This is a genomic window from Bacillus sp. PPSBB_11 (assembly GCF_038023285.1).
Classification (GTDB): Bacteria; Bacillota; Bacilli; order Bacillales; family Bacillaceae; genus Bacillus; species Bacillus altitudinis.
The window spans coordinates 1,863,284-1,886,448 of sequence record NZ_CP150633.1 but is presented as its reverse complement, the minus strand read 5'-3'; the positions used below and the strand labels follow the sequence as shown (position 1 = coordinate 1,886,448).

Sequence of the window (23,165 nt, the reverse complement as noted above, 5' to 3'; positions counted from 1 at the left end):
TCACCTGACGAAGGAATATCTTCTTTGACGTCATAGAGTATATTCACTCTTATAAAAATAAGGACATTTAAAAAGCTCATCTCCAAAGATGAGCTTTTTTCATATCACACGAGCAACTTCAGATAGGCAGTGTCATTCCCCTCTTCAACCGCCTGTAAAAGCTGCTTTGCCTGTGATGTGCTGGTGACGCTGCTTAGCTTTTGTATGATGTCTTCTGTCGATAACGCACAGCCTGGTGCTCCCCGAGGGATATCGACTCGTTTGCTGATGGTGGTGCCGTCAGATAAGGTGAGCTTTACAATCGTAAAACGTCCTTTTGGCACTGCGTCTGGATGGGGTTCTATCGTTTGATCATATACTCTATTCACCCGCTTCATCCATGTCCGCAGCTCTGGTGAAATGGTTTTTTTCGTAAAAGCATCCAGTGATAAAGGTTGTCCAAACACTGCTAGTGCGATGACATACTCGACACTAAATCGTCCCTCTTCTCCCGTCAAAGGTGTCCGCTCCGTGAGTGCGGCATCTCCGCCAGGCGGAAACATGACGTCGACCTGTACGATCTTCTCCTGTAAGGAAGAGTGTTCTTGTACTAATGACTCGATCGCATCGGCTGCATGATGCGCCGCTGAACAGAACGGATACACTTTAAACCATAGACCTGGCGACACGATACGCCATGCAGTGCCATAGTCCTCTAGCAGACGTCTTTCCGCCAGTTTCTGATCCCCATAGAGAGAAAAGAAGCCCAGCTCCCCATCTAGAAGCGATTCACTCCCGCCAAAACCTGAGCAAGCTAAATCCATGGACCATACGGCGGTTTGAGCGGCGAGTCCAGCTTGTAATGGTTTCATATCAGTCCCAAACTGCTTTCGCATTCCAGCTGATTGCGCACCAGCAAAGCCGATCGCTTTCGCCAGCTCTTTCTGTGAAACTTGTTTCAAATAACCAATCGCACAGACCGCTGCAATGGCTCCGAGCGTTCCGGTATTATGCCAGCCCCGCTCATAATGCGACTTACCGATGGATTCACCTAGCCTTGCCATCACTTCGACGCCAGTAATGTAGGCTGCTAGAAATCGATCACCGTACGCCTCCCCGTTGGTCAGCTGGGAAAGCAAGGCCGGAATGATCACTGCACTTGGGTGTCCTCTCACATCAGAATGCACATCATCATAATCAAGGGCGTGAATCAGATAGCCATTTAGCATGGCTGCGGATTGACGGCTGACCTTCTTCCCTTGTCCAATGACGGGAATTTGAGCCGCGCCGCCTTCTTGTTCCACCAGCGCCATGAGCTTCTGAATCCCTTCATCCTCTTTTGCAGCAAGCGCTGCTGCCGCAGCGTCTAACAAACCGTTTCGAGCCATTTGAATGGCCTGTTGATCTTGCAACGGATCAGCAGAGAGCACTTCCTCTGCGAGCTGTTTCGTTAGTTCCATGTTCTTGACTCCAACGCCCGAACCGCAAGCTCGGAGAAGAAAGCAGCAGCGACTGGGATTGCCTCTTCATTTAACGTAAAGGCAGGGTGATGCCATTCCTCGGTACCGCTCGTCCCCATCCAGACAAAAAAGCCTGGAATGCGCTCTTGGTAAAGGGCAAAGTCTTCTCCGCCTGGTGACTGCTCTGCCTCTACTACTGCGAGATCAAGCGCTCCTGCCGTTTCTTCCACAACCTTTGTCAAACGCTCGTCATTCATCACAGAAGGCAAATACGGATGCCATTTCACATCTGCCTTTGCGCCAAACCCTTCTGCGATACCGCTCACGATTTGTTTCATGAGATCTGGAATCATCGCTCTCACTTCAGGTTCAAACGTCCGAACGGTCCCTTCCATCTCGACGCGATCAGGTATCACATTCCATGATGTGCCACCTTGAATACGTGTGATGCTGACAACCGCATGATGCAAAGAACTAATGCGGCGGCTGACAATTTGCTGTAGGGCGCTTGTGATCTGACCGCTGATGGCAATCGGATCAATTGTGTGATTTGGAATTCCAGCATGACCACCCGTTCCTTGAATGTCAATTTCAAAGCGATCGACGCTCGCCATTAATGCTTTTTCTCTTATCCCGATGGTGCCAACTGGCAGGTTAGGTTTATTGTGCATACCAAATATCGCATCCACTCCATTTAAGACGCCTGCCTCTATGACGTGTTTCGCTCCTTGCGCCACTTCCTCAGCCGGCTGGAACAAAATGCGTACTGTTCCCTTGAGCTCATGTTTCCGTTCTTTTAATAGGACGGCCGCACCAAAAATCGAAGCGGTATGGAAATCATGACCGCATGCATGCATTTTTCCTTGTATCTTTGAAGAAAATGGTTCGCCAGATGCTTCTTCAATTGGAAGTGCGTCAATATCGGCTCTCAGAGCAATCGTTGGTCCCTCTTGTTCTCCTTTGATTTCACAAACGACCCCTGTTTGAAGATCTGGAAAATCGAGTACAGTGATCCCTTCCTCTTCTAACCAGCCTCGTAGTTTTTTTGTCGTTTCATATTCTTCAAATGCCAGCTCTGGATGCTCATGAAGCGCTCGGCGTATGTTAATTAAACGTTTGTTTAAAGCTTGATTTCCTAATGATTTCACTGATACTCACCCCTCTAAAGAGTAAAAAGCAGCTTATGCTTCTTCAGCCGCTGCTTCTTTTTGGATAAATCGTTTTGTTCGTTCATTCTTCGTTTCGTCAAATAGTTCGGTTGGCGTTCCCTGCTCAATGATATGACCATCTGCCATAAAAATCACATGATCTGCTACTTCTCTTGCAAACGCCATTTCATGTGTCACGATGATCATCGTCGTTTCTTGAATGGCAATGGATTTAATCACTTGAAGCACACCTGAAACAAGCTCTGGATCTAGTGCTGACGTTGGTTCATCCAGCAAAATCGCATGTGGATCGACCGCTAACGCACGGGCAATCCCAATTCGCTGCTGCTGACCACCGGATAGTGTGACCGGGTAGCTGTCAGCTTTTTGTTCTAGCCCTACTTGTTTCAATAGCTTCATACCGATTTCATTTGCTTGCTGTTTGGTCATTTTTTTCGTCACAAGCAGTGACTCTGTAATGTTTTGCAGAGCTGTTTTGTTTTTGAATAAATTATAGTTTTGAAACACCATGGCCGTTTGCTGGCGCAGGTGATGGGCTTCTTTACGTGTATATTTAGACGCATTCAGCTTCGCATCGCCAATTTCAATCGTACCTTCATCTGGCGTTTCTAATAGATTTAGACAGCGCAGCAATGTTGATTTACCGGAGCCAGAAGGTCCGATAATGGCCACAACCTGCCCTTTTTGCACGTCAAGATTAATTCCGTCTAAGACGACAAGGTCGCCGAATGATTTTTTCAAATTGGTGAGCTTGATCATGTCCACACCTCCTTAATTCCGGTAAGGTTTGCTGATTTTTCGTTCAAATAGGTCTTGCAGGAAACTATAAATGATGGTGAGCACCCAATACACAATGCCAACCGCTAAATACGTTTCAAAGTACTTATAGTTGGCCGATGCAATCATTTTCCCTTGCGCAAACATTTCTGCCACCCCAATGGTAAAGGCAAGCGATGTTTCTTTTAAAAGACCAATAAAGGTATTCCCCGTCGCTGGAATGGCATTTCTGACGGCCTGCGGGAAAATAATTCTGACGTAAGACTGCCATCTTGTCATGCCGACAGATAAACAGGCCTCAAGCTGCCCTTCATCCACTGAATTAAGAGCCGCTCTAAAAATTTCTGCTAAGTACGCTGAGTTTTTAATACTTAAACCGATAATGACCGCTGTTAGAGCATCCATTGAGGTCATCGCAGGGAATAGCTGCGGAAGACCAAAATAAATGAGAAAGAGCTGAACCAAAGTTGGAACCGCTCTGAAAAAAGAAATATACAGCTTGGCAAATTGGTATAAGACAGGTATCCGGTTTTTCGTTATAAGCGCGAATACCACACCAATGATAATGGCAAATACCATGGAGACAATCGCCATGAAGATCGTTATCGGCAAGTATTGAATCAAGGTTGGAAAAACCGTCACCATATACTGCCAATCAATGTGATTCATGTCTGCTTTTCACCGCCGCTGTTGTTATTTTTTAATCGGCACTGTGACATCGTCTTTGAAATATTTCTCAGACAATTTCTTCAGTGTTCCGTCTTCTCTTAATTCTTTGATCGCTTGATTGAATTCTTCTCTTAGCTTGTCGTGCTTTTCATCTTTGGCAAATGGGTAGCCGACTTCTTCATATACGATTGGGTTGCCGACGATTTTGAGTGGAAGTCCTGTTTTTTCAATTTGAGCTAACAAGACACTGCGTCCGTTGACGTAAGCATCTACACGGCCATTTGCAACTTCATTTAAGACACCGTCTTGTGTTTCATATGTTTTGATGTTGATTTTCTTGTCTGGGTCTTTGCTCTCTAGGTTTTTGGCATGGTTTGAGCCAAGAACAGCCGCCACCGTTTTTCCTTTTAAGTCGTCAAGTCCTTTAATGTCCTTGTTGTCCTTCTTGACAATGATTTGTGTTCCTGCGTATGCATACGTATCTGTAAAGTTGAACGTTTGTTTACGCTCATCTGTAATCGCAACTTGGTTTGATACGGTATCCAGCTTACCAGATGTCAGCTGGCCCATCAGTCCGCTGAATTCACTCAGCTGCCAGTCTAGTTTGTAGCCTAGCTTTTTCGCAATGGCTTCTGTGACCTCGACATCAAATCCTACTAGTTTGCCGTTTTCTTTATAAGCAAATGGATAGCTTTGGCCTGTAGCGCCCACTTTAAGCACTTTCTCATCTTTGCCTTCACTCTGATTACCCCCGCCGCATGCCGCTAACACCGCAAGCATTGCCGCAAATAAAACAACTAGCCACTTTTTGTTTTTCATGTTCGTACACCCTTCTTTCCTCTTATGGTTGTGTAATATCTGATCGTAATTGTTTTTTAAAATAAATGGTGATATGGCCTTTGCCTAGATCCTTTTCACCTGCTCTGACATAGCCTTTACGCTCATACATGTCCATGAGCCACGGATGCTTATCAGCTGTACCGAGAGAGACATACGGTACCTTTAGTGTGTCCCTTAGCACTTCCGTTTCAACCCACTCAAGCAGGGCTGAGCCTGTGCCTTTTTTTGCCGCTGGTTCTGAAGCAAACCACCATATATGCGGAACGCCGAATGGTCCTGGCTGTTCTCCCCAAGGCATACGGAGTGATAAGGTGGAGAGAAGCTCTCCGTTTTCTTCCATTACATAGCAAAGGTTCTTTTGTACATTTTTCTGAACGAGGGCGATATCTGCATGTGCTGCTTGGAACTGGATGCCGAGCTCACGAATCGGCTCATAGGCTCTTGTTGTCAGTTCAAGCAACGCTTCTATATCATCCTCAGTTGCCAGACGAAACGTATATCCCAACGTTAGTCACCTCACCTTTATGTCGTGTAGCGATTTTTTGGCTGTTTTAATCCGAGATTTTCTCGTAAAGTTTGTCCTGTGTATTCTGTTTTGAACAGGCCTCTTTCCTGAAGGATCGGAACGACGCGGTCTACGAAGGCATCAAGTCCTTCTGGCAATAATGGCGGCATCACGTTAAAACCGTCGGCTGCTTCCTCAACGAGCCATGTCTCCATCACATCTGCTAGTTGCTCTGGTGTTCCAATGAAGATATGGTGCCCACGGGAACCTGCAACAGATTGGTAGAGCTGGCGAATGGTCAGGTTGTCCTTTCTCGCCATATTCATCACAAGGTCAAAGCGGCTTTTCACGGCATTTGATGCGCTTGGATCAATCTCTGGAAGCGGTCCGTCTAGTGGATACTGCGAAAGATCAATACCCCCTAAGTAGTTTTGTAAAATGCTAAGGCCGATCTCTGGAACAATCAGCTCTTGTAATTCTTCATACTTCGCTTTTGCCTCTTCTACTGTATCGGCAATGATTGGGAAGATGCCCGGCATGATGCTGACATCCTCTCTAGCTCGTCCAGCAGCCTCTACTTTCCCCTTCAAGCTTTGGTAAAATTCCTTCGCTTTGTCGAGATCGTTTTGTGCCGTGAAAATGAGCTCAGCCGTTTTAGCCGCAAGCTTTTGACCATCTTCAGAAGACCCTGCTTGAATGATCACCGGCTGTCCTTGAGGGGTGCGTGATACGTTAAGCGGACCCCGTACGGAGAAAAATTCACCTTTGTGCTGCAGCTCATGAAGCTTACTAGACTCAAAGAATTCTCCTGTTTCTTGGTTTCTGATAAGTGCGTCCTCTTCCCAAGAATCCCACAGACCTTTGACGACATCGACGAATTCTTCAGCTCGCTCGTATCGTTTGTGGTGCGCTAAATGCTCTTCTCCGCTAAAATTTTTCGCTGTTTCTTCAATAGAAGACGTGACCACATTCCATGCTGCTCGTCCACCTGATAAATGATCGAGTGAGGCAAACTGTCTCGCAATATGGAATGGCTCACTGTATGTAGTTGATGCTGTTGCTGCTAAACCAATTGTTGAGGTAGACTCTGCAATCGAAGAAAGCAGGGTGAGCGGTTCAAATCTCGTTAATACATTTGGATGAGATGTATGATTAATTGATAAGCTGTCGGCTAAAAAGAGCAAATCCAGCTTCCCTTCCTCGGCCTTTTTCGCTAATTGTTTAAAGTAATCAAGATTCATGGCTGCGTCTGGTACTGCTTTCGGATGTCTCCAAGAGGCGACATGATGTCCAGTTCCCGCGATGAATACGCCTAGCTTGAGCTTCCGTTTCGGCTGTGACACTTGTTCTTCATCCTTTCTATATCTTCCTTGTATCAAGTTATTATTTTACAAGATACATTTTTCTGATTGAATTAATCGGTTTTATCCATAAAAAAAGGGCAAATGTTGTGAAAAATGAAAAATAATTATTACTATATGCCCTTTTTACATGATTGTCAACCGCCTTCTGAACCTCCAAAAAAAGGGATTTACAGGCGTTTACGGCGGATCAATTTCAATATTTCCGATGAGCCGGTCCGTGGAGTGCGTCATCAATTGACTGCGCTCTAGTACGTTATGGGCAATCACCGAATGAGTGGAAGATACGGTGCGGACGGCAATCGCTTTTTGAGGAGAGAGATTAATGATGTTATTCCGTAGCACACGTGCTGAGACAACCTCATCAAGAAAAACGGCTGTCGGCTGTCCGATCGAACGATTTAAATAAAATCGGTTATCTCCAATTTGGGGTGAGCCATTTTTAATATACATCACCACATATAAGGACGTTTCTTCAAAGGAATTGTCTTTAATCTCTAAAGGAGCGGTCGTATTGCTATAGACGGCATAGTTTTGATAGTGCTTAAAACGATTCTGCCATATGAAAGCCTTTGCATTTCCTGTCACGCTGATTGTATACGAAGATGCGAGCTGTGAATGTCCTTCTTGAATAAAGTGATTGCCGTTGATCCCCGCTTCTCCCTCCTGCACCCATATCCCTCGGCTGAATTCCTTGAATTGATTATGCTGAATTAAGATATTCGTTCCTCTGACCATCGCCGCATCGATGACAGAGTAGACGGTATTGTTTGAAAAGACAATGCTGTCTGATTGATAAATACGCAGCGATGTACTTCTAAGCCGTGTGTTTGTCCCTGACTCAATATGATTTCCTTCTATTAAAATACGATTGGCCATATAGACAGACACAGCCGCATCTTCAAAAAGACTGATTTTATTACCTGTGATGTGCACGCTGTCTCCCCTCACATCAATCCCCTTTTCAAACCCTTCAATCATATTGCCAATAATGATCACATTGTTTTCCGATTGATCAAGCGGCACGCCTAAGCTCGTAATCCCTGCTTTTGTCACGCCCCCTCCCACTGCACGAATCAAATTATTCGCAATGATCATTTCAGTGGCGAAGCCATAGGAGATACTGCTGTCCGTTTGATTGCCTTCAATGATCACACCATAGCCATTGAAATTATAGATAGAGCTGGCTGCGCCGCCTCTGACTATGTTGTTTCGAATTTGAATATTCAGCGGTTCCTCCAAGTTGGTCGCATTTTCTCCGTATCCTTCAATATCAATGCCCATTTTTGGCTCGACCCCATTTACCCCTGCCCTTTCAAGCAAACAGTCTTCCACAATGACACCATCACAGCCTGTAATAGAAATATTGTTTCGCCTTGAGTCAGTGATGGTGCAGCCAGAAATATGAATAGACGAAGCTGGCGAGTACGATTCGATATGGGTCAATAAACCGTGCGGACTGACAATGATGCCGTCTCCCGTACAATTGTTGATTTGAACACGATCGATATTCACATGGGAAGCACCTTCAATACACACCCCGAAGCCCCATTCATGTGTTTTTCTTTCTGGCGGGAGTGCCTTGTACACATGCTCATCACGGTCGCCTTCAATCCGCCCGCCCCGAATGGTCACATGCTCTACCTCTCCAATATAGAAGGCTGCATATCCCCACGAATCATTTGGTTTCACTTTGATAACGGCATCTGATGCCATCTCAATACAAATATGACTTGGCACTCGTATGCCGGCATTACGAAAAGGAAAAAATTGATCCCCCCTGTACACCGCATCTATTAGATACGTTCCACTCGGCAACCAGACGTGGGAGTAGCCCTGTGCTTTTGTCCATTCCAGGCATTCGTTCAGTTTCGCTGTACAGTCCGTTTTCCCGTCAGCAATCACGCCAAAGTCTATTACATTGACAACGGGTTTCTTCAGATCAGATTTATTTACATCCCCCAATGAAAACCCCTCCTTTTTACACATGTCCTCTTGTCATCCTATGCATGTGAAAAAGGTTTGCTTGTACGATATTTCAAATTTTATATAAATTCTTCTGGAATAACTTTCCGATGATTTTCACTTGAGCGAATTTTTCATTTTTTTGAGTCTTTACGCCTATTGAACTAACATTTTCCTGTTTTAGAATAGTTTTATATTGACACAAGAACTATACAAGAATATCATTTTTCTCATATCTCTTTTTTTAAGAAAGGATCTATGCCATGTCTACAATTGACCACGATAAAATTGTTAAAAGTGTTCCTCAAAAAGGGTTTTTTGGACATCCTAAAGGACTTTACACACTGTTTTTCACTGAATTTTGGGAGCGTTTTTCTTATTATGGCATGCGTGCACTGCTTATTTATTATATGTACACAGAGGTGACAAAAGGCGGTCTTGGCTTCGACCAGACAACCGCTAATTCGATCATGTCTGTCTATGGTGCGCTTGTCTATATGTCAGGCATTATTGGCGGATGGCTTGCCGACCGAGTATTTGGTTCGTCCAGTACGGTCTTTTATGGCGGGGTATTCATTATGCTTGGTCATGTCATTTTGGCACTACCTAGCGGAGCAACAGCGCTCTTTATTAGTATGGGGCTGATTATTATCGGGACAGGCCTCCTAAAGCCGAACGTATCAAACATAGTCGGCGACCTGTATACAAAAACAGACCCTCGCAGGGATTCTGGATTCAGTATTTTCTATATGGGGATCAACATGGGTGGTTTTATCGCCCCATTAATTGTCGGAACACTCGGTCAAAAAGTGAATTTCCACCTTGGTTTCTCACTCGCTGCCGTTGGTATGCTTGTTGGACTGATTACGTTTGTCATCACGAAAAAGCCGAATCTTGGACTTGCCGGCACTTATGTGACAAATCCATTATCAGTTGCCGAGCGTAAGAACTTCAAAATTTACGGATCATTGGTTGTGATCTTGCTCGCAGTTTTTGCTGTCATTGGCATTCAAACAGGCGCACTCACAATTAATCTATTCACTTGGTTTGTCAGTGCCCTTGGTGTACTCATTCCGATTGTTTATTTCATTGTCATGTATTTCAGTAAAAAGACGAGTGCAGTGGAGCAATCCAGGGTTCTCGCTTATATTCCATTGTTCCTTGCTGCCGTGATGTTCTGGGCGATTCAAGAACAAGGCTCAAACATTTTAGCGACATATGCAGATCAACGAACAAACTTGAATTTTCTTGGGATGACACTAGCGTCTTCATGGTTCCAATCATTGAACCCAATCTTTATTGTGCTGCTGTCTCCAGTGTTTGCTTGGTTATGGGTCAGACTTGGGAAGAAACAGCCGTCTACCCCGATTAAATTCTCACTTGGTCTTCTGTTCGCAGGATTATCCTTTATCATCATGATCATTCCTGCCTACATGTCTGGTCCGAATACACTTGTTAGTCCATTATGGCTCGTTCTCAGCTTCTTCCTTGTCGTCATCGGAGAACTTTGCTTATCACCAGTTGGGCTGTCAGCGACAACAAAACTGGCACCTGCTGCCTTCTCAGCGCAAACGATGAGCCTTTGGTTCCTTTCAAATGCAATGGCACAGGCGATCAATGCACAAGTGGTCAAACTGTTTGATAAAGTACCAGAAACCGTCTATTTCGGGATCATCGGCATGCTCGCTATTGTTTTATGTGGCGCTATGCTTCTGCTTACACCGGTGATTAAGAAAGCGATGAAAGGCGTGCATTAAATTGAAAAAGAAGCCTCCCAAATGGGAAGGCTTCTTTTTTTGAATTAAAACCGAATCTCATCATCTCCGTGGATTTGCAACTGGAGCGGTTCACTTTTCACCTGATGTTTTTTCACATAGCGGTGATAGACAACATATCCAATGATCATGAGCGGTACGCCGACATACAGCCCAATCCGCTGCTCGGCATCAAAGGCAAGACTGATTAGCACAATCGAGTTCAGCGTGATCGCAATGATCGGCAGTACCGGATAAAGAGGGGTTTTAAATTTTAGGTTTTCCAGCTTTCCGCCTGCTTTCAAATATCTTCTGCGGAAAAGCAGTTGTGATAATGTAATCGTAATCCAGCCGGTTTGGGCGCTCATGCCTGCAATAGACACGATCCAAGCAAAAACGGTTTTCTCTGCAAAGAATCCTGATAATAACGAAATACCTGTAAACAGGAAAGTGAGCAGTAAGGCATTCATCGGGATGCCCCGCTGATTGACTCGTCTAAACGCCTTGCCTGCCATTCCTTCCTTCGACAAAGAGTACAGCATTCTCGTAGAGGCATATAGGCCAGAGTTCGCCACAGATAATAAAGCAATGATAATGACAAAGTTCATGATATCTGCCGCATAAGGAATGCCCGTTCTCTCAAACACAGTGACAAATGGGCTTTGCAGCACACTCGCTTCTTTCCAAGGAACCATACCCGCTAAGACAAAAATAGATAAAACAAAAAAGACAAGTGTGCGCCAAACCGTCTGATGAATCGAGCGAGGCACGGTTTTCTCTGGATTTTCACTTTCTCCTGCCGCAATCCCGATCAGCTCCGTTCCTTGAAACGAAAAATTCACCGTGATCATCGTGACGACTACTGCGAGCAAGCCATTCGGAAACAGACCGTCACTCACAAAATGACTAAAGTAAGGAGCTGGTTCCCCGCTCGTCGTTTGAATAAAACCAAACATCGCCGCTCCGCCTACGCCAATAAATAGTAAGATGGCGACAATCTTAATGGTTGAAAAGAAAAACTCCGACTCCCCGAACGCTTTCGCTGATCTGGCATTTAATAAGAACAAACACAGCCCAAATATGAGACACCAAATCCACACATCCACTTGTGGAAGCCAGCGTCTCATCAGCTGCCCTGCTGATAAAAATTCCAGCGCCACGGTGGCTGCCCAGCCAAGCCAATAAATCCAGCCAACAGCAAATCCTGCTGCAGGACTCACAAATTTCGTCGCATACGTATGAAAAGACCCCGACACAGGAAGCGCGACTGACAGCTCTCCCAAACACAGCATGGTTAAATACATGATCAATCCGCCCACTATATAGGAAAGAACGGCTCCAACTGGCCCTGCTTGTCCAATCGTATAGCCTGTTCCAAGGAAAAAGCCTGTCCCAATGACACCGCCAAGAGAAATCATAAATAAATGGCGGGAGGTCATCGCCCTTTTCAATTGTTCGGGCTGATTTTGTCCAACATCCACAATGATGCCCTCCTTCTTCTAAGATGTTCTGTTATCAAAACATGTCTCCATGTGATTATTCCATTTTCAAAACAACCTACTAATTATACATCTTTTATAATAAATATGCTTCCTTCTATCGTCACTGTTACAAAGTCTTTATTTTAGTAATGTTCGCACAACTAAGAGCAAATAGACATTGTAGAGAATGGAGGTTTGAAAGAATTGGGTTCAGGGCATAAAGTTGGTGAGATTCGCTCAAGCTAGTTTCAAATGCTTTACTTTTAGGTTGCTTCTCTGTAAGATCATATGTTGTAAATACCAACAAGAAAAGTGGGGAATAAAATGAAAAAAATGTTCTTTGCCATTATTTTAGGCGCTTGTGTTGCATTGATCACGGCATGCGGATCAGCTGCAAACGACAGCGCAAATAAACAATCTGGGTCTAAGGAATCAGGTGACCTTTGGAAATCCATTCAGGATAAAGGCGTATTAACCATCGGTACAGAAGGTACATATGCTCCTTTCACCTTCCATGACAAAAAGACAGATAAACTAACTGGCTATGATGTCGAGGTCATCACAGAAGTTGCAAAACGTCTTGACTTAAAACCAGAATTCAAAGAAACACAATGGGACAGCATGTTTGCTGGTCTGAATTCAAAACGTTTTGATGTGGTAGCGAACCAAGTTGGTAAAACTGGACGTGAAAATCAATATGATTTCTCTGATAAGTACACAACGTCTCAAGCCATTGTTGTGACAAAATCAGATAACAATGACATCAAGAAACTTTCTGATGTGAAAGGCAAAAAAGCAGCACAATCATTAACAAGTAACTATAACAAATTAGCTACAGATGCTGGCGCTAAAATTGAAGGGGTTGAAGGTCTTGCACAATCCATTCAATTGATTCAGCAAGGGCGTGCTGATTTGACGTTCAATGATAAATTGGCTGTCTTGAATTACTTGAAAACAAGCGGTAACAAAAACCTAAAAGTTGCATTTGAAACAGGAGATCCACAAGAAACGTATTTTGCCTTCAGAAAAGGCAGCGGCGAAGTCGTTGACAAAGTGAATGGCGCACTAAAAGAAATGAAGAAAGACGGTACACTCGCTAAGATTTCTAAGAAATGGTTTGGTGAAGATGTTACAAAATAATATCCTCGGAGTCGTCATTCCGTGGGATCTTCTTCAGCAATCTTTTTGGCCAATGGTGATGCAGGGGATTTATTATACAATCCCCCTTGCCATCATTGCCTTCATTATTGGTATTTTTATCGCGCTTGTGACAGCTCTTGCTAGAATGTCTAAAATTAAAGCCCTCAGATGGATTTTCTCCATCTATGTGTCGGCCGTTCGCGGAACGCCGCTTTTTGTGCAATTGTTTATTATTTTCTATTTCTTTCCGACATTTAATATCACACTTGATCCATATCCAAGTGCTATCATCGCTTTTTCTTTAAACGTAGGTGCGTATGCTTCGGAAATTATCCGTGCATCCGTCCTATCTGTTCCAAAAGGACAATGGGAAGCGGGGTATTCGATTGGGATGACCCATCGCAAAACGCTCGTCCGCGTGATTTTACCGCAGGCAGTGCGTGTATCGATTCCGCCGCTGTCTAATTCATTCATTAGTTTGGTGAAAGATACATCGCTTGCCTCCCAAATCCTCGTGGCAGAGATGTTCCGTAAATCACAGGAAATTGCTGCGGCGAACTTGGATCAAATTTTATTTATTTATATGGAAGCAGCCCTGATCTATTGGGTATTCTGCTTCATTCTATCGCTCGTTCAACACCAAATTGAAAAACGACTTGATCGATATGTCGCAAGGTAAGGAGGGAACGACATGCTAACAGTCAAAGGCTTAAACAAATCCTTTGGTGAAAATGAGATTTTAAAGTCGATTGATTTTACGATCAACAAAGGGCAGGTTGTGGCGATTCTTGGTCCATCAGGTTCAGGAAAAACAACGATGCTTCGCTGTTTAAATGCACTTGAAATTCCAAATGCCGGCTCCTTTACCTTCGATGATTTCTCGATTGATTTTTCTAAAAAAAATAAACAAGCTGATTTGCTCAAGCTTCGCCGGAAGTCAGGCATGGTGTTTCAAGATTATCATCTGTTCCCACATCGCACTGTTCTTGAGAATGTGATGGAAGGTCCAGTCCAAGTCCAGCGCCGTCCGAAAGAAGCGGTGCGAAAAGAAGCGATTCAGCTTCTGCAAAAGGTAGGACTTGAGGATAAAAAAGATTTGTATCCCTTCCAGCTGTCAGGCGGTCAAAAGCAGCGTGTCGGCATTGCCCGTGCACTTGCCATTCAGCCAGAGCTTATGCTTTTTGATGAACCAACCTCTGCGCTTGATCCTGAGCTTGTCGGGGAAGTCTTAAAGGTCATGAAGGATTTAGCGAAAGAAGGCTGGACGATGGCGGTTGTCACACATGAAATCAAGTTTGCCCAAGAAGTGGCGGACGAAGTGATTTTTATTGATGGCGGCGTCATCGTCGAACAAGGTCCTCCGGAAGAAATCTTCAAACGACCAAAGGAAGAACGAACAAAACAATTCTTAAACCGGATTTTGAATCCAGTATGATCAAAAAGGCTATTCTCATCATGTGAGAACAGCCTTTTTTTACCTCTTTCAAAGTAAGCGATTACATTAAGCAAAGCCATTTAAAGGGGCGTGCGAGTATGTTACGATTGAAATCGAGTGTTTAAGAAAGAAGGGAAAGCTTTTGAAGCGGGAACATCTTTTACGTTGGTTTTTTTATTTTGTTGGATTGGTTGTACTTGCTTTTGGACTATCGCTGACAGTGAAGGGAAAGATCCTTGGCATTGGTCCGTGGGACGCTTTTCATTATGGACTGTTTCAGCATTTTGGTTTAACCATTGGACAATGGTCGATCATTATTGGTGCACTGATTGTGACACTGACATCTGTTTTCACGAAATCTTTTCCAAAGATCGGCGCCCTGCTCAATATGGTGCTGATCGGCGTGTTTATTGATTTCTTTAATGCAGTATTACCTGCACCACATGGGTATTTACCTGCTTTATATGTGTTTATTACGGGCGTGATTGTGTCTGGGTATGGCGTTGGCATTTATGTCTCAGCCAACCTTGGCGCTGGGCCAAGGGATTCATTAATGTTGCTCATCTCAGCAAAAACAGGGCTGAACGTACAGTGGGTTCGAAATGGTATTGAGTTAACCGTGCTTCTATTTGCATGGATGCTCGGCGGCCCGATTGGCATTGGAACGATTCTGACGGCCATCTTTACTGGACTCGTCCTTCGCTTTTCATTGCCACAATCGACACGGCTCTTGCAACTGCTCATTACAAAAACAGCGGAGAAACCTGTTCAGACCCTTACCCGATAAGAACAAGCCATTCTACTAAATGAATGGCTTGTTTTGTGCTAAACTAAATAGACGCAATATTCTTAAAACAGGAGATGATCCTCTGATGCAGCTTTTCCATTATCATTACTGGACACCATTTGTTGAGGAGACAGAGAAGGCGTACACCTCATTAGGCTTTGAAGTAAAGGGGCGTTTCGCAAAGGAAGGTTCCTTTCCCCCTCCGCAGACATGGGATGATTTTAGAGAGAAGAAGCCCTCTTTCCGAATCATTGAGATGAGAAAGGGACAGATCAATATCACATTTGGTTATAGTAAAAAAGTCCTTTTTGATCACATCGGCTTTCTAGTGACTGATGATGAATATGATCAGCTGCTGGTACAAGCGCAAAAGAAAAACTGGGCAATCCAGACTGGGGAGCGAAGAACGTTTCTTTCTACACCGATGCGCTTAAGGCTTGAATTGCAGCGGCGGACAGATGTGATTGAAACTGGTGAAGAAGCAATTGCCGAGATGACGATCGCAGTACCTGATTTGACTCATACACCTACGGTCGATCAGTTGCTGGACGGTTTGACACAACCTATTCATTGGAAAAAGGGAGAACGTCTCTCTTTACTTGAAGTGAAGATGATAGATTCTCATGGGATGAATACGACCGATCCAAACGGTGTTCACGTCCTCACACAAGGATAAAAAGCAGCGAGATACGCTGCCTTTTTTATGATTGTTTACGGATTGGAATCCAAATCAATGTCACATGATCTGGAGAATTTATCTCTCCATCTAAAGGATACGTTTCCATCTCCATTCCCCCAGCATGCTCATATCCTGAGGCAGGAAACCATTCTGTGAAAATACGTGTCCATGTTGAATGCACAGCGGTTTCGACAGGCCCCTTTGCCTGAAATACAGCCCACGTACTGGCCGGAATCTGCTCGACTGTCATGGTCGAATCTGGTTGTTCCTCACCTTGCTCAATCCCAATGATATAGTCAAATGTTTCAAGCGTTTCATCAAAATGCGCACATACACCGATATATCCGAGTTCTCCAGCTGCATGAGCCAGTGAATCCGTCCATCCTTCTTGATTGACACGCTTCCAAAAGGCGGGAATATCCTGTTTGTTTTGGCTATTCTTTGTTGTTGTCTTTAGTCTTCTGCCCATGATTGAAAATGAATCCTTTTCCACAATTCGATAATGCATCGGTTCGACTCCTTTTATTTGAAGTTCGAAGGAGAGACGGGGGTAGGCTTTCACTGTATACTCGCCTGTTTTCACTGCTGCCGGTGTATATCCATGATGCCGCTTGAAGGCTTTCGCAAACGACTCTGGGGTTTCATAGCCATACTTCACCGCCGCATCAATGACTTTCACTTGCTTGGTCATGAATTCTTCTGCCGCAAGGGTTAATCGTCTTTTGCGAATATATTCTGCTACTGCAATTCCCGTCAGCATATGGAATAGCCGCTGATAATGAAATTTAGACATACAGGCGGCCTCTGCCACTTCTTCGATCTGCAAAGGCTGATCCAGCCTCTCTTCCATATAATTGATACTATCCATGATCAAGTGAATCATTTTTCCCTCTCCTTCCTTTTCCACTATATCGAGAACCGCCCGCACCTTCCTGTCATTTTGTGCTTTCATTGAACAGGATGTCTGTTTCTCTTTTGCATGGGTTCATCAAATGGTACAATAAATGTAAAAAATTGAGGTACGTTATGAAGATTTTCGCTATTCAACTACAACCTTTAGATGATAAAAATGCACGAAAACAAATAGAACAGCTGAAGCCTTTTGTGTCACTTGAAAAACGCGTCGCCGCTGAGCGCTTTCGTTTTTTGATCGATGCAAGAAGAACGCTTTTAGGTGAGGTACTGATTCGTCACATCATTCATGAGATGTACGCACTGCCTATGGAACAGATCATTTTTGAAACAGAAGGGAATGGAAAGCCTGTTGTCCGGCAAATTCCTTCTTTTCATTTTAATCTTTCTCACTCTGGTGATTGGGTCGTGGGCGCAGTAGATGATGCGCCTGTTGGCATTGATATTGAAGAGATTAAACCGATTGATTTAGCCATTGCCAAACGATTTTTTTCAGCTGACGAATATCAAGATTTACTCTCACAGCCGGCAGAACGGCAGGAAGCCTATTTCTTTCATTTATGGTCCATGAAGGAGGCTTTTATCAAGCTGACAGGGAAGGGAATATCCTATGGTCTCTCATCCTTTACCGCTCGCTTGTCAGAGGATGGACAGGCTACTTTAAGATTACCTGATCACGAAGCCCCTTGCGTTGTCCAAACATATTCACTTGATCCTGCCTACCAAATGGCGGTTTGTACAAGAAAACCCGCTGCGGCTGAGCACGTCGAGATACTCACTTGTGAGAACATGCTATCTCGCCTTAATAACGTGTGATTTGTTGAAGTGATGACTTTAGCAAATCGACGCCTCGTGCGATTTCCTCTTCTTTTACATGCCAAATGTTCAGTTGAAGTATAGGCTCCTTTTGATAAGTAGAAATAAAATGGCGGTCGATCGGCTGAACCATCACAGAAGCCTTTTTTAGCTGCTGAATGAGCTGATTCATCGGAATGGACCGGTCGACACGAACGTGGGTATGGGTAGCTGGCTCCTCTTCTCCCAGCGCATAAGCGCCTTGATCATTTTTCAAACAGGCCACAAGTTGTTTGGATCGAGCTCTATAGGTCGCCTGCATCCTTTCTCTATGACGCTCAAACATCCCGCTTTTCAAATAAATTTCTAAAGCAGCCTGCGAGAGCATCGAGCTGTCGATATCAATAAGCCGTTTATGTTCACTAAAGGGGCCAATCAGCTCGTTTGGTAAGACGACAGCACCTGTTCTAAGCCCCGGAAAAATGATTTTTGAGAAGCTTTTTAAATAAATGACCTTCCCCGCCTGATCATATGAATAGATCGGGTCTCTTTTTGTATCGAATTCTAAATCAGCCAAATAATCGTCTTCAACGATGTAGACATCATATGCTTCGGCAAGGGCTGCAATCGCTATTTTTTCTTGTTTCGACAGACTCGTTCCAAGCGGGTTTTGAAACCTTGGCATCGTATAGAAAAAGCGAATATCCTCCTCTCGGAAGATACGCTCCAATTCCTGAAGATCGAGTCCTTTTTCCGTCCGCTGAATCCCCCGGACAGGCAGCTGGTTTTTCTCTAAGTATTGGAGGTATAGGTGATAGCCTGGCTGTTCGACCAATATGGTCTGTTTTCCATTCGGAAACGGGATGGTGCTTAAAATCGATAAGGCCAGCTGAATACCAGAGGTCATGACGATCTGTTCTGGAGAGGCAAACACTTGATAATCCGTTAAACGCTTTGAAATGATTGGCAGTAAAGATGGTAATCCATTGGTGGTGCCATAGATAAATAAATCATTTTGATACAGATCAATCGCTTGATTGATGCAGTGCTGAAAATCGACATACGGAAACACAATGGGATCAGGCGCAGAGGAAGCAAAATCAATCCATGTGCTGCCCTTCTTAACAGCTGACTGATTGGTTTTTACGACAAAATAGCCACTTCTTTCTACAGAGTACAGCAAGTGTTCACGCTCTAATGTATCTAGTGCTTTTATGACAGTGCTTTTGCTCACAGCATATTGAGCCGCTAAGTGACGAATGGATGGGATTTTCATTCCAGCATTGTATTCGCCGCTCTCGATTTTGTTTTTTATATTCAACACAAGGTGATCATATTTCCTCACAGTACTACCCTCCTTGTACCGGTACAGATATCAATAACTCTTATTGTACACTTTACTTGATCCGTTTACGATAAAAAGACAGAACCGGTCAATTCAACTGAAGCATGCATGCTCGTGTAAGGAGAATTCTGATGGATATGTCAAAACAAAAAGCGTATGCTGCTTCGATCGCATACGCCTGTATAATTGGTTTTTCATTCTTGTTTGTCAAAGTGGCTTTAGCATCAGCGAATCCAATTGATGTATTGGCACACCGATTTACTGTTTCTTTTGCAGCGGCTCTTTTGTTATTTCCATTTTTACGAAAAAAGTACCGTTTTTCCATTCAATGGCGTGATCTCATTTACATTGTGCCATTTTCCTTGCTTTATCCTGTGTTGTTTTTTGCATTTCAAGTGTGGGGGCTGATGTTTACCTCTTCATCAGAGGCCGGCATTATTCAGGCGACCATCCCTATTTTGACAATGGTGCTTGCAGCATGGTGTTTAAAGGAACGTCCTACCTCGATTCAGGTGCTGTTTACCATTCTTTCTGTGTCCGGGGTGATGCTCCTCTTTGTGGTGAAGGGAATTGATGTGAAACATTCTCATCTCATTGGTTATGTGCTGATCTTACTTTCAGCCTTATCATCCAGTGCCTATAGCGTATTTGCCAGAGTGATGACACGGCGATTCCATGTCATTGAACTGACTTTCGTGATGACATTCTTTGGATTTGTCTTCTTTAATGCTGCTGCTCTCATTCGGCACTCGGTACATGCTACACTACCGCAGTTTTTCAGTCCGTTTACGCAGCCATCCTTTGTATGGTCTATGCTGTTTTTAGGCATTCTCTCATCACTGCTCACAGCGTATTTATCAAACTATGCTCTTTCCCACCTTGAAGCAGCAAAGGTGAGTATTTTTAACAATCTATCTGCTTTCATTACCATTGCCGCTGGCGTGCTTATTTTACATGAAACGATTGATATGGTTCACCTCATCGGGGCTGTGCTCGTTATTGGCGGAGTGATTGGCGGGAATGTGGTGAGGAAGGGGAATTCAACACAGAAGAACTAGACAAAACTAACATCAAAACCATTTATTGTCTTGTGTTTTTTTGTATAATAAGGAGAGAGAACCTCTCCTTATTATACAAACTAAAATGGACGTGTTATGAGTGCATATATTTATAGTATTTACAAAGATATTGATCCTCAACGAGTTAAGAGGCTATCAACGTAACAGACCTTATTTATATGTGTTATTTGCGATGAACTACATACTAGCACCACTCTTCCTAGGTGGACTGCTTGCGTTTTTTATCAAAAACGTATCAATCATCTACATCTCATTTTTCATTTTTTTAACAACGATTCACCTTGATAAAAGTCTTATGCGAATCTTATTTTCTTCAGATAAAAAACAGATGGCCATCCTGAAATTGAATATGGATCAATATATTTTCGGGAAAGATATGAGTAAATTTTTCGGTGTCATGATTGGTTTTATATGCTTTTTTTTAGGTTCTTTCTGCATGACTTTAAACACACATGCTTTGCATCATTCTTTTATTCTTGGAGCCTTAGGCATTAGCTCGTTATTATTCGGATATTTACTTAGATTGAACTTATTATTACTTCTTACTAGACCTAGAGTCTTTTCAATCACACCCATGATTCAATACATCACCACTGGGGTCATTGCTGCTTGGATGTTTTTTGTTTTTAAATTCGAATTATTTTCTATTCCTTTTTCTAACCAATTGGTGCTTACGCTTGCTGCTTTGATCTTTCTTACTAGTCTTATTTTATTAATCAATTGGAAAAAGAACATTAGATATACGCCTATCTTCCATTCAGAGGAGAAGGATAGACATCATCAAAACACAACATCAAGATCTTTCAATCATATTTTATTTTTTGAAATCACCCTTCTTTTGAGAAACCCTCCAATACAATGGTCGGTTTTACTATTTATATTAACAATATCTGGTGGTCTATTTACTCTCATTCTGTATGGTGTTCATACAAACCAAATCGAAACACTGAATATAGAAAATGATTTTTTGTTTATCTTTAGTGTGATGTTCCCTATGATTTTTATTTCTAACGCCCTTCAATCTTATGTCTCTTTTGATGTTGATGGTCCCATTATTCCTTTAAAACATAGGTTACCTCACTTTATAAAGAACAAAATAAACTCTAAGTTGATATTATCCGTTTTATTACATATGTTTTTTTGTACTGTATATACTATCTTTTCTACTTTTACAATAAATGTAGATCACCCCTTTTATGTGATATTTACTTTGTTAGTTAGTAGCGTTTTAATAGGCGTATGCACAGTTGGTTCTACTGTTCTATTTCCTTATTTTAAATGGGAGTATGTGTATCAAGTTCCTAGCACACTGAGCAAATTAACATTAAACCTTTGCTTCAGTTTCATTTTAGGCTTATCCGTTATGTCCTCATATAACCTAGCCTCTTTTATTGCGGCAAATACGATCATGATTGTTTGTACAGTGATCATCATCGTCATCATGTTTTTATTTTGGGATAAAACGATTAACAAAAACTGCAAATCAGTTAAAACATTATTCGAGTGAGGGATTGTATGCTTTCAATTCATGATCTAATCAAGGAATATACAGAGTCCAACTTCAAAATATCAATTCATGAATTACATTTTCATCAAGGCTCAATTGTTGGATTATTAGGCAAAAATGGCGCTGGAAAAACAACCATTCTTGAAATAATCGCGGGGTTGATCTCACCAGATAAAGGTGAATTAATCATACAAAAAGATATAGAAAATGGTTTTTCAACTGTCGGTTACATGGAAGATGATCCAACACTTTTTGAAAACTTAACATGCTTCGAATTGATTAAATATCAATCCATGTTAGTTGAACAACCGTTAAATAAAAAACAGATTCAACATTTATTAGAAAAATATGGGCTTGAAAAACAAGCCCATATTCGCTCTTCTTCTCTATCCCGAGGGATGAGGCAGAGGATTTCTTTTATATTAACCACCTTACACAATCCAGCTATAATCTTATTAGATGAACCATTTACCGGTCTAGACCCAGCAAATATGACTCTTATGAAAAGACATCTAAGAGAATTTAAGGCTCAAAATAAAACGATCATTCTTTCTACGCACATCCTTCAATTTGCCGCTAACTTATGTGACGAGATCCTTTTTATAAATGAAGGACAAATCGTTCATTCAGAAAAAAAACCTTCTGAAGAAACATTTGATGAAGGTCAGCTTGAAAAAAGATTCTTTGAAATGTTATCCTAAATAGCAGTTTATCTACGTTTAAAATGATATTTAACCATAGAAAACAACGGCCCTCGTTTGACGGGGCCGTTGTTTTCTTTTATTGGCTGATGAATTGCCTTTTTGTTGTCTGCTCAATGACATGCCTCATATGTTCTGCGAACTGCTCGAGGTGTGTGTTGATATACATGTGCCCTCCTTCGAAATCAGTACGTTCGATGGCGTTTGCCCATGTTAGCCAGCCGTCTGCGTCTTCCATGCATTTCTTATCTTGCTTTCCGTTCAATAAATAAACGGGTGATTTAATGATTGTTTTGTCTGTGTGCTGGAAGGATTCTAATGCTTGATAGTCGGCACGTAAGGATGGTGTAAAGTAATCCATCATTGGCTTGTTCTCTAACAATTCTTTTGGAATCCCGCCCATTTCAGCGATATGCTGAACAAATGCTTCATTCGATAAATGGGTCAATATTTGTCTTTTTGTTTGCGGTGGCTGAATGGCAGAAATGACAACCGCTGCCGGATCGATGCCTTCCCTTTCTAGCAACTGAGTCAGCCTGTACACCACAAGTCCGCCCATGGAATGTCCGAACAAAATAAATGGACGGTTTAATTTGCCTGTCAGTCCTTCTTTATACAATTCAGCCAGCCGGTCAATGCTTGTTTCAAGCGGCATGAGGTTCGTTCCATGACCCGGAGGCTCTGCTGCTGTCACTTCGGCCGTGTCCTTCAGCTGTTCAAAGAGCGGACGGTAAGAGGCGGAATATCCGCCAGCAAAAGGAAAACAAATAAGCTGAATGAGATCTGATTTTTTTTCAAAGGTTTTAAATAATTGGTTCATACGTC

The 23,165-nt window shown here is 42.9% G+C and carries 22 protein-coding genes; 10 read left to right on the top strand and 12 right to left on the bottom strand.

From position 1 onward, the window contains the following. Positions 1-104: 104 nt before the first annotated feature. The 8 genes from V7L95_RS09225 to V7L95_RS09190 form a co-directional block, all read right to left on the bottom strand. Positions 105-1,439 carry an MmgE/PrpD family protein gene (locus tag V7L95_RS09225; RefSeq protein WP_340965920.1) on the bottom strand — a complete coding sequence of 445 codons (1,335 nt, stop codon included), beginning with the start codon at positions 1,437-1,439 and terminating at the stop codon, positions 105-107. Next, complete coding sequence (locus V7L95_RS09220; protein ID WP_340965918.1) at positions 1,430-2,587, bottom strand: amidohydrolase; 1,158 nt, start codon at positions 2,585-2,587, stop codon at positions 1,430-1,432. The genes V7L95_RS09225 and V7L95_RS09220 overlap by 10 nt, the downstream gene beginning before the upstream one ends. Before the next feature lie 33 nt (positions 2,588-2,620). Beyond that, on the bottom strand, positions 2,621-3,367 hold the full coding sequence (locus tag V7L95_RS09215; protein ID WP_007498162.1) for an amino acid ABC transporter ATP-binding protein: 747 nt from the start codon (positions 3,365-3,367) through the stop codon (positions 2,621-2,623). 12 nt (positions 3,368-3,379) lie between these two features. Beyond that, positions 3,380-4,054, bottom strand: a complete 675-nt coding sequence (locus tag V7L95_RS09210; RefSeq protein WP_007498163.1) for an amino acid ABC transporter permease — start codon at positions 4,052-4,054, stop codon at positions 3,380-3,382. A gap of 24 nt (positions 4,055-4,078) precedes the next feature. After that, the gene (locus V7L95_RS09205; protein ID WP_007498164.1) at positions 4,079-4,873 is read right to left on the bottom strand and encodes an amino acid ABC transporter substrate-binding protein; all 795 of its coding nucleotides are present in this window, start codon (positions 4,871-4,873) and stop codon (positions 4,079-4,081) included. A 22-nt stretch (positions 4,874-4,895) separates the two neighbouring features. After that, entirely contained in the window at positions 4,896-5,399 is a 504-nt protein-coding gene (locus tag V7L95_RS09200; RefSeq protein WP_007498165.1) for a GNAT family N-acetyltransferase, read from the bottom strand. Positions 5,400-5,416: 17 nt separating this feature from the next. Then, positions 5,417-6,742: an LLM class flavin-dependent oxidoreductase gene (locus V7L95_RS09195; RefSeq protein ID WP_017358528.1), complete on the bottom strand. Its 1,326-nt coding sequence runs from the start codon at positions 6,740-6,742 to the stop codon at positions 5,417-5,419. 198 nt (positions 6,743-6,940) lie between these two features. Further along, positions 6,941-8,725 (bottom strand): right-handed parallel beta-helix repeat-containing protein, encoded by a 1,785-nt coding sequence (locus V7L95_RS09190; RefSeq protein WP_017358529.1) that lies wholly within the window; start codon positions 8,723-8,725, stop codon positions 6,941-6,943. A gap of 263 nt (positions 8,726-8,988) precedes the next feature. On the opposite strand from V7L95_RS09190, the gene V7L95_RS09185 reads away from it, so the two are divergent. Beyond that, positions 8,989-10,482: a peptide MFS transporter gene (locus V7L95_RS09185; RefSeq protein WP_340968958.1), complete on the top strand. Its 1,494-nt coding sequence runs from the start codon at positions 8,989-8,991 to the stop codon at positions 10,480-10,482. 44 nt (positions 10,483-10,526) lie between these two features. On the opposite strand, the gene V7L95_RS09180 is transcribed toward V7L95_RS09185, so the two are convergent. Beyond that, positions 10,527-11,918: an amino acid permease gene (locus tag V7L95_RS09180; protein ID WP_046527513.1), complete on the bottom strand. Its 1,392-nt coding sequence runs from the start codon at positions 11,916-11,918 to the stop codon at positions 10,527-10,529. A gap of 366 nt (positions 11,919-12,284) precedes the next feature. Here V7L95_RS09180 and tcyA point away from each other — a divergent pair, with 366 nt between their 5' ends. The 5 genes from tcyA (at position 12,285) to V7L95_RS09155 (ending at position 15,998) form a co-directional block, all read left to right on the top strand. Next, positions 12,285-13,100, top strand: a complete 816-nt coding sequence (gene tcyA / locus V7L95_RS09175; protein WP_007498178.1) for a cystine ABC transporter substrate-binding lipoprotein TcyA — start codon at positions 12,285-12,287, stop codon at positions 13,098-13,100. After that, complete coding sequence (locus V7L95_RS09170; RefSeq protein WP_024424286.1) at positions 13,087-13,779, top strand: amino acid ABC transporter permease; 693 nt, start codon at positions 13,087-13,089, stop codon at positions 13,777-13,779. The genes tcyA and V7L95_RS09170 overlap by 14 nt, the downstream gene beginning before the upstream one ends. A 12-nt stretch (positions 13,780-13,791) precedes the next feature. Continuing rightward, the gene (locus tag V7L95_RS09165; protein WP_007498183.1) at positions 13,792-14,535 is read left to right on the top strand and encodes an amino acid ABC transporter ATP-binding protein; all 744 of its coding nucleotides are present in this window, start codon (positions 13,792-13,794) and stop codon (positions 14,533-14,535) included. 142 nt (positions 14,536-14,677) lie between these two features. After that, positions 14,678-15,322: a YitT family protein gene (locus V7L95_RS09160; protein ID WP_048001285.1), complete on the top strand. Its 645-nt coding sequence runs from the start codon at positions 14,678-14,680 to the stop codon at positions 15,320-15,322. A gap of 85 nt (positions 15,323-15,407) precedes the next feature. Further along, complete coding sequence (locus V7L95_RS09155; protein ID WP_206115959.1) at positions 15,408-15,998, top strand: hypothetical protein; 591 nt, start codon at positions 15,408-15,410, stop codon at positions 15,996-15,998. Between the two features lie 25 nt (positions 15,999-16,023). On the opposite strand, the gene V7L95_RS09150 is transcribed toward V7L95_RS09155, so the two are convergent. Further along, positions 16,024-16,884, bottom strand: coding sequence for a GyrI-like domain-containing protein (locus tag V7L95_RS09150; RefSeq protein WP_017366603.1), 861 nt, complete (start codon positions 16,882-16,884; stop codon positions 16,024-16,026). 143 nt (positions 16,885-17,027) lie between these two features. Here V7L95_RS09150 and V7L95_RS09145 point away from each other — a divergent pair, with 143 nt between their 5' ends. Further along, on the top strand, positions 17,028-17,729 hold the full coding sequence (locus V7L95_RS09145) for a 4'-phosphopantetheinyl transferase superfamily protein (RefSeq protein ID WP_138278092.1): 702 nt from the start codon (positions 17,028-17,030) through the stop codon (positions 17,727-17,729). On the opposite strand, the gene V7L95_RS09140 is transcribed toward V7L95_RS09145, so the two are convergent. Further along, positions 17,716-19,053 (bottom strand): PLP-dependent aminotransferase family protein, encoded by a 1,338-nt coding sequence (locus V7L95_RS09140; RefSeq protein ID WP_206115957.1) that lies wholly within the window; start codon positions 19,051-19,053, stop codon positions 17,716-17,718. The genes V7L95_RS09145 and V7L95_RS09140 overlap by 14 nt on opposite strands. A gap of 131 nt (positions 19,054-19,184) precedes the next feature. Here V7L95_RS09140 and V7L95_RS09135 point away from each other — a divergent pair, with 131 nt between their 5' ends. From V7L95_RS09135 to V7L95_RS09125, 3 genes are all read left to right on the top strand, one after another. Continuing rightward, the gene (locus V7L95_RS09135; RefSeq protein ID WP_017358537.1) at positions 19,185-20,111 is read left to right on the top strand and encodes a DMT family transporter; all 927 of its coding nucleotides are present in this window, start codon (positions 19,185-19,187) and stop codon (positions 20,109-20,111) included. 193 nt (positions 20,112-20,304) lie between these two features. Then, positions 20,305-21,639, top strand: a complete 1,335-nt coding sequence (locus V7L95_RS09130; protein ID WP_234932494.1) for a hypothetical protein — start codon at positions 20,305-20,307, stop codon at positions 21,637-21,639. A gap of 8 nt (positions 21,640-21,647) precedes the next feature. Then, positions 21,648-22,340: an ABC transporter ATP-binding protein gene (locus V7L95_RS09125; RefSeq protein WP_007498206.1), complete on the top strand. Its 693-nt coding sequence runs from the start codon at positions 21,648-21,650 to the stop codon at positions 22,338-22,340. 79 nt (positions 22,341-22,419) lie between these two features. Here V7L95_RS09125 and V7L95_RS09120 read toward each other — a convergent pair whose 3' ends face one another. After that, positions 22,420-23,160, bottom strand: coding sequence for an alpha/beta fold hydrolase (locus V7L95_RS09120; RefSeq protein ID WP_048001291.1), 741 nt, complete (start codon positions 23,158-23,160; stop codon positions 22,420-22,422). Positions 23,161-23,165: the final 5 nt, after the last annotated feature.

Coding starts and splice junctions, on each gene's coding strand:
- V7L95_RS09155 (WP_206115959.1), top strand. CDS start 15,408: ATGCAGCTTTTCCATTATCATTACTGGACACCATTTGTTGAGGAGACA.
- V7L95_RS09185 (WP_340968958.1), top strand. CDS start 8,989: ATGTCTACAATTGACCACGATAAAATTGTTAAAAGTGTTCCTCAAAAA.
- V7L95_RS09130 (WP_234932494.1), top strand. CDS start 20,305: ATGAACTACATACTAGCACCACTCTTCCTAGGTGGACTGCTTGCGTTT.
- V7L95_RS09215 (WP_007498162.1), bottom strand. CDS start 3,367: ATGATCAAGCTCACCAATTTGAAAAAATCATTCGGCGACCTTGTCGTC.
- V7L95_RS09225 (WP_340965920.1), bottom strand. CDS start 1,439: ATGGAACTAACGAAACAGCTCGCAGAGGAAGTGCTCTCTGCTGATCCG.
- V7L95_RS09165 (WP_007498183.1), top strand. CDS start 13,792: ATGCTAACAGTCAAAGGCTTAAACAAATCCTTTGGTGAAAATGAGATT.
- V7L95_RS09210 (WP_007498163.1), bottom strand. CDS start 4,054: ATGAATCACATTGATTGGCAGTATATGGTGACGGTTTTTCCAACCTTG.
- V7L95_RS09120 (WP_048001291.1), bottom strand. CDS start 23,160: ATGAACCAATTATTTAAAACCTTTGAAAAAAAATCAGATCTCATTCAG.
- V7L95_RS09205 (WP_007498164.1), bottom strand. CDS start 4,873: ATGAAAAACAAAAAGTGGCTAGTTGTTTTATTTGCGGCAATGCTTGCG.
- V7L95_RS09180 (WP_046527513.1), bottom strand. CDS start 11,918: ATGACCTCCCGCCATTTATTTATGATTTCTCTTGGCGGTGTCATTGGG.
- tcyA (WP_007498178.1), top strand. CDS start 12,285: ATGAAAAAAATGTTCTTTGCCATTATTTTAGGCGCTTGTGTTGCATTG.
- V7L95_RS09135 (WP_017358537.1), top strand. CDS start 19,185: ATGGATATGTCAAAACAAAAAGCGTATGCTGCTTCGATCGCATACGCC.
- V7L95_RS09125 (WP_007498206.1), top strand. CDS start 21,648: ATGCTTTCAATTCATGATCTAATCAAGGAATATACAGAGTCCAACTTC.
- V7L95_RS09150 (WP_017366603.1), bottom strand. CDS start 16,884: ATGATTCACTTGATCATGGATAGTATCAATTATATGGAAGAGAGGCTG.
- V7L95_RS09145 (WP_138278092.1), top strand. CDS start 17,028: ATGAAGATTTTCGCTATTCAACTACAACCTTTAGATGATAAAAATGCA.
- V7L95_RS09170 (WP_024424286.1), top strand. CDS start 13,087: ATGTTACAAAATAATATCCTCGGAGTCGTCATTCCGTGGGATCTTCTT.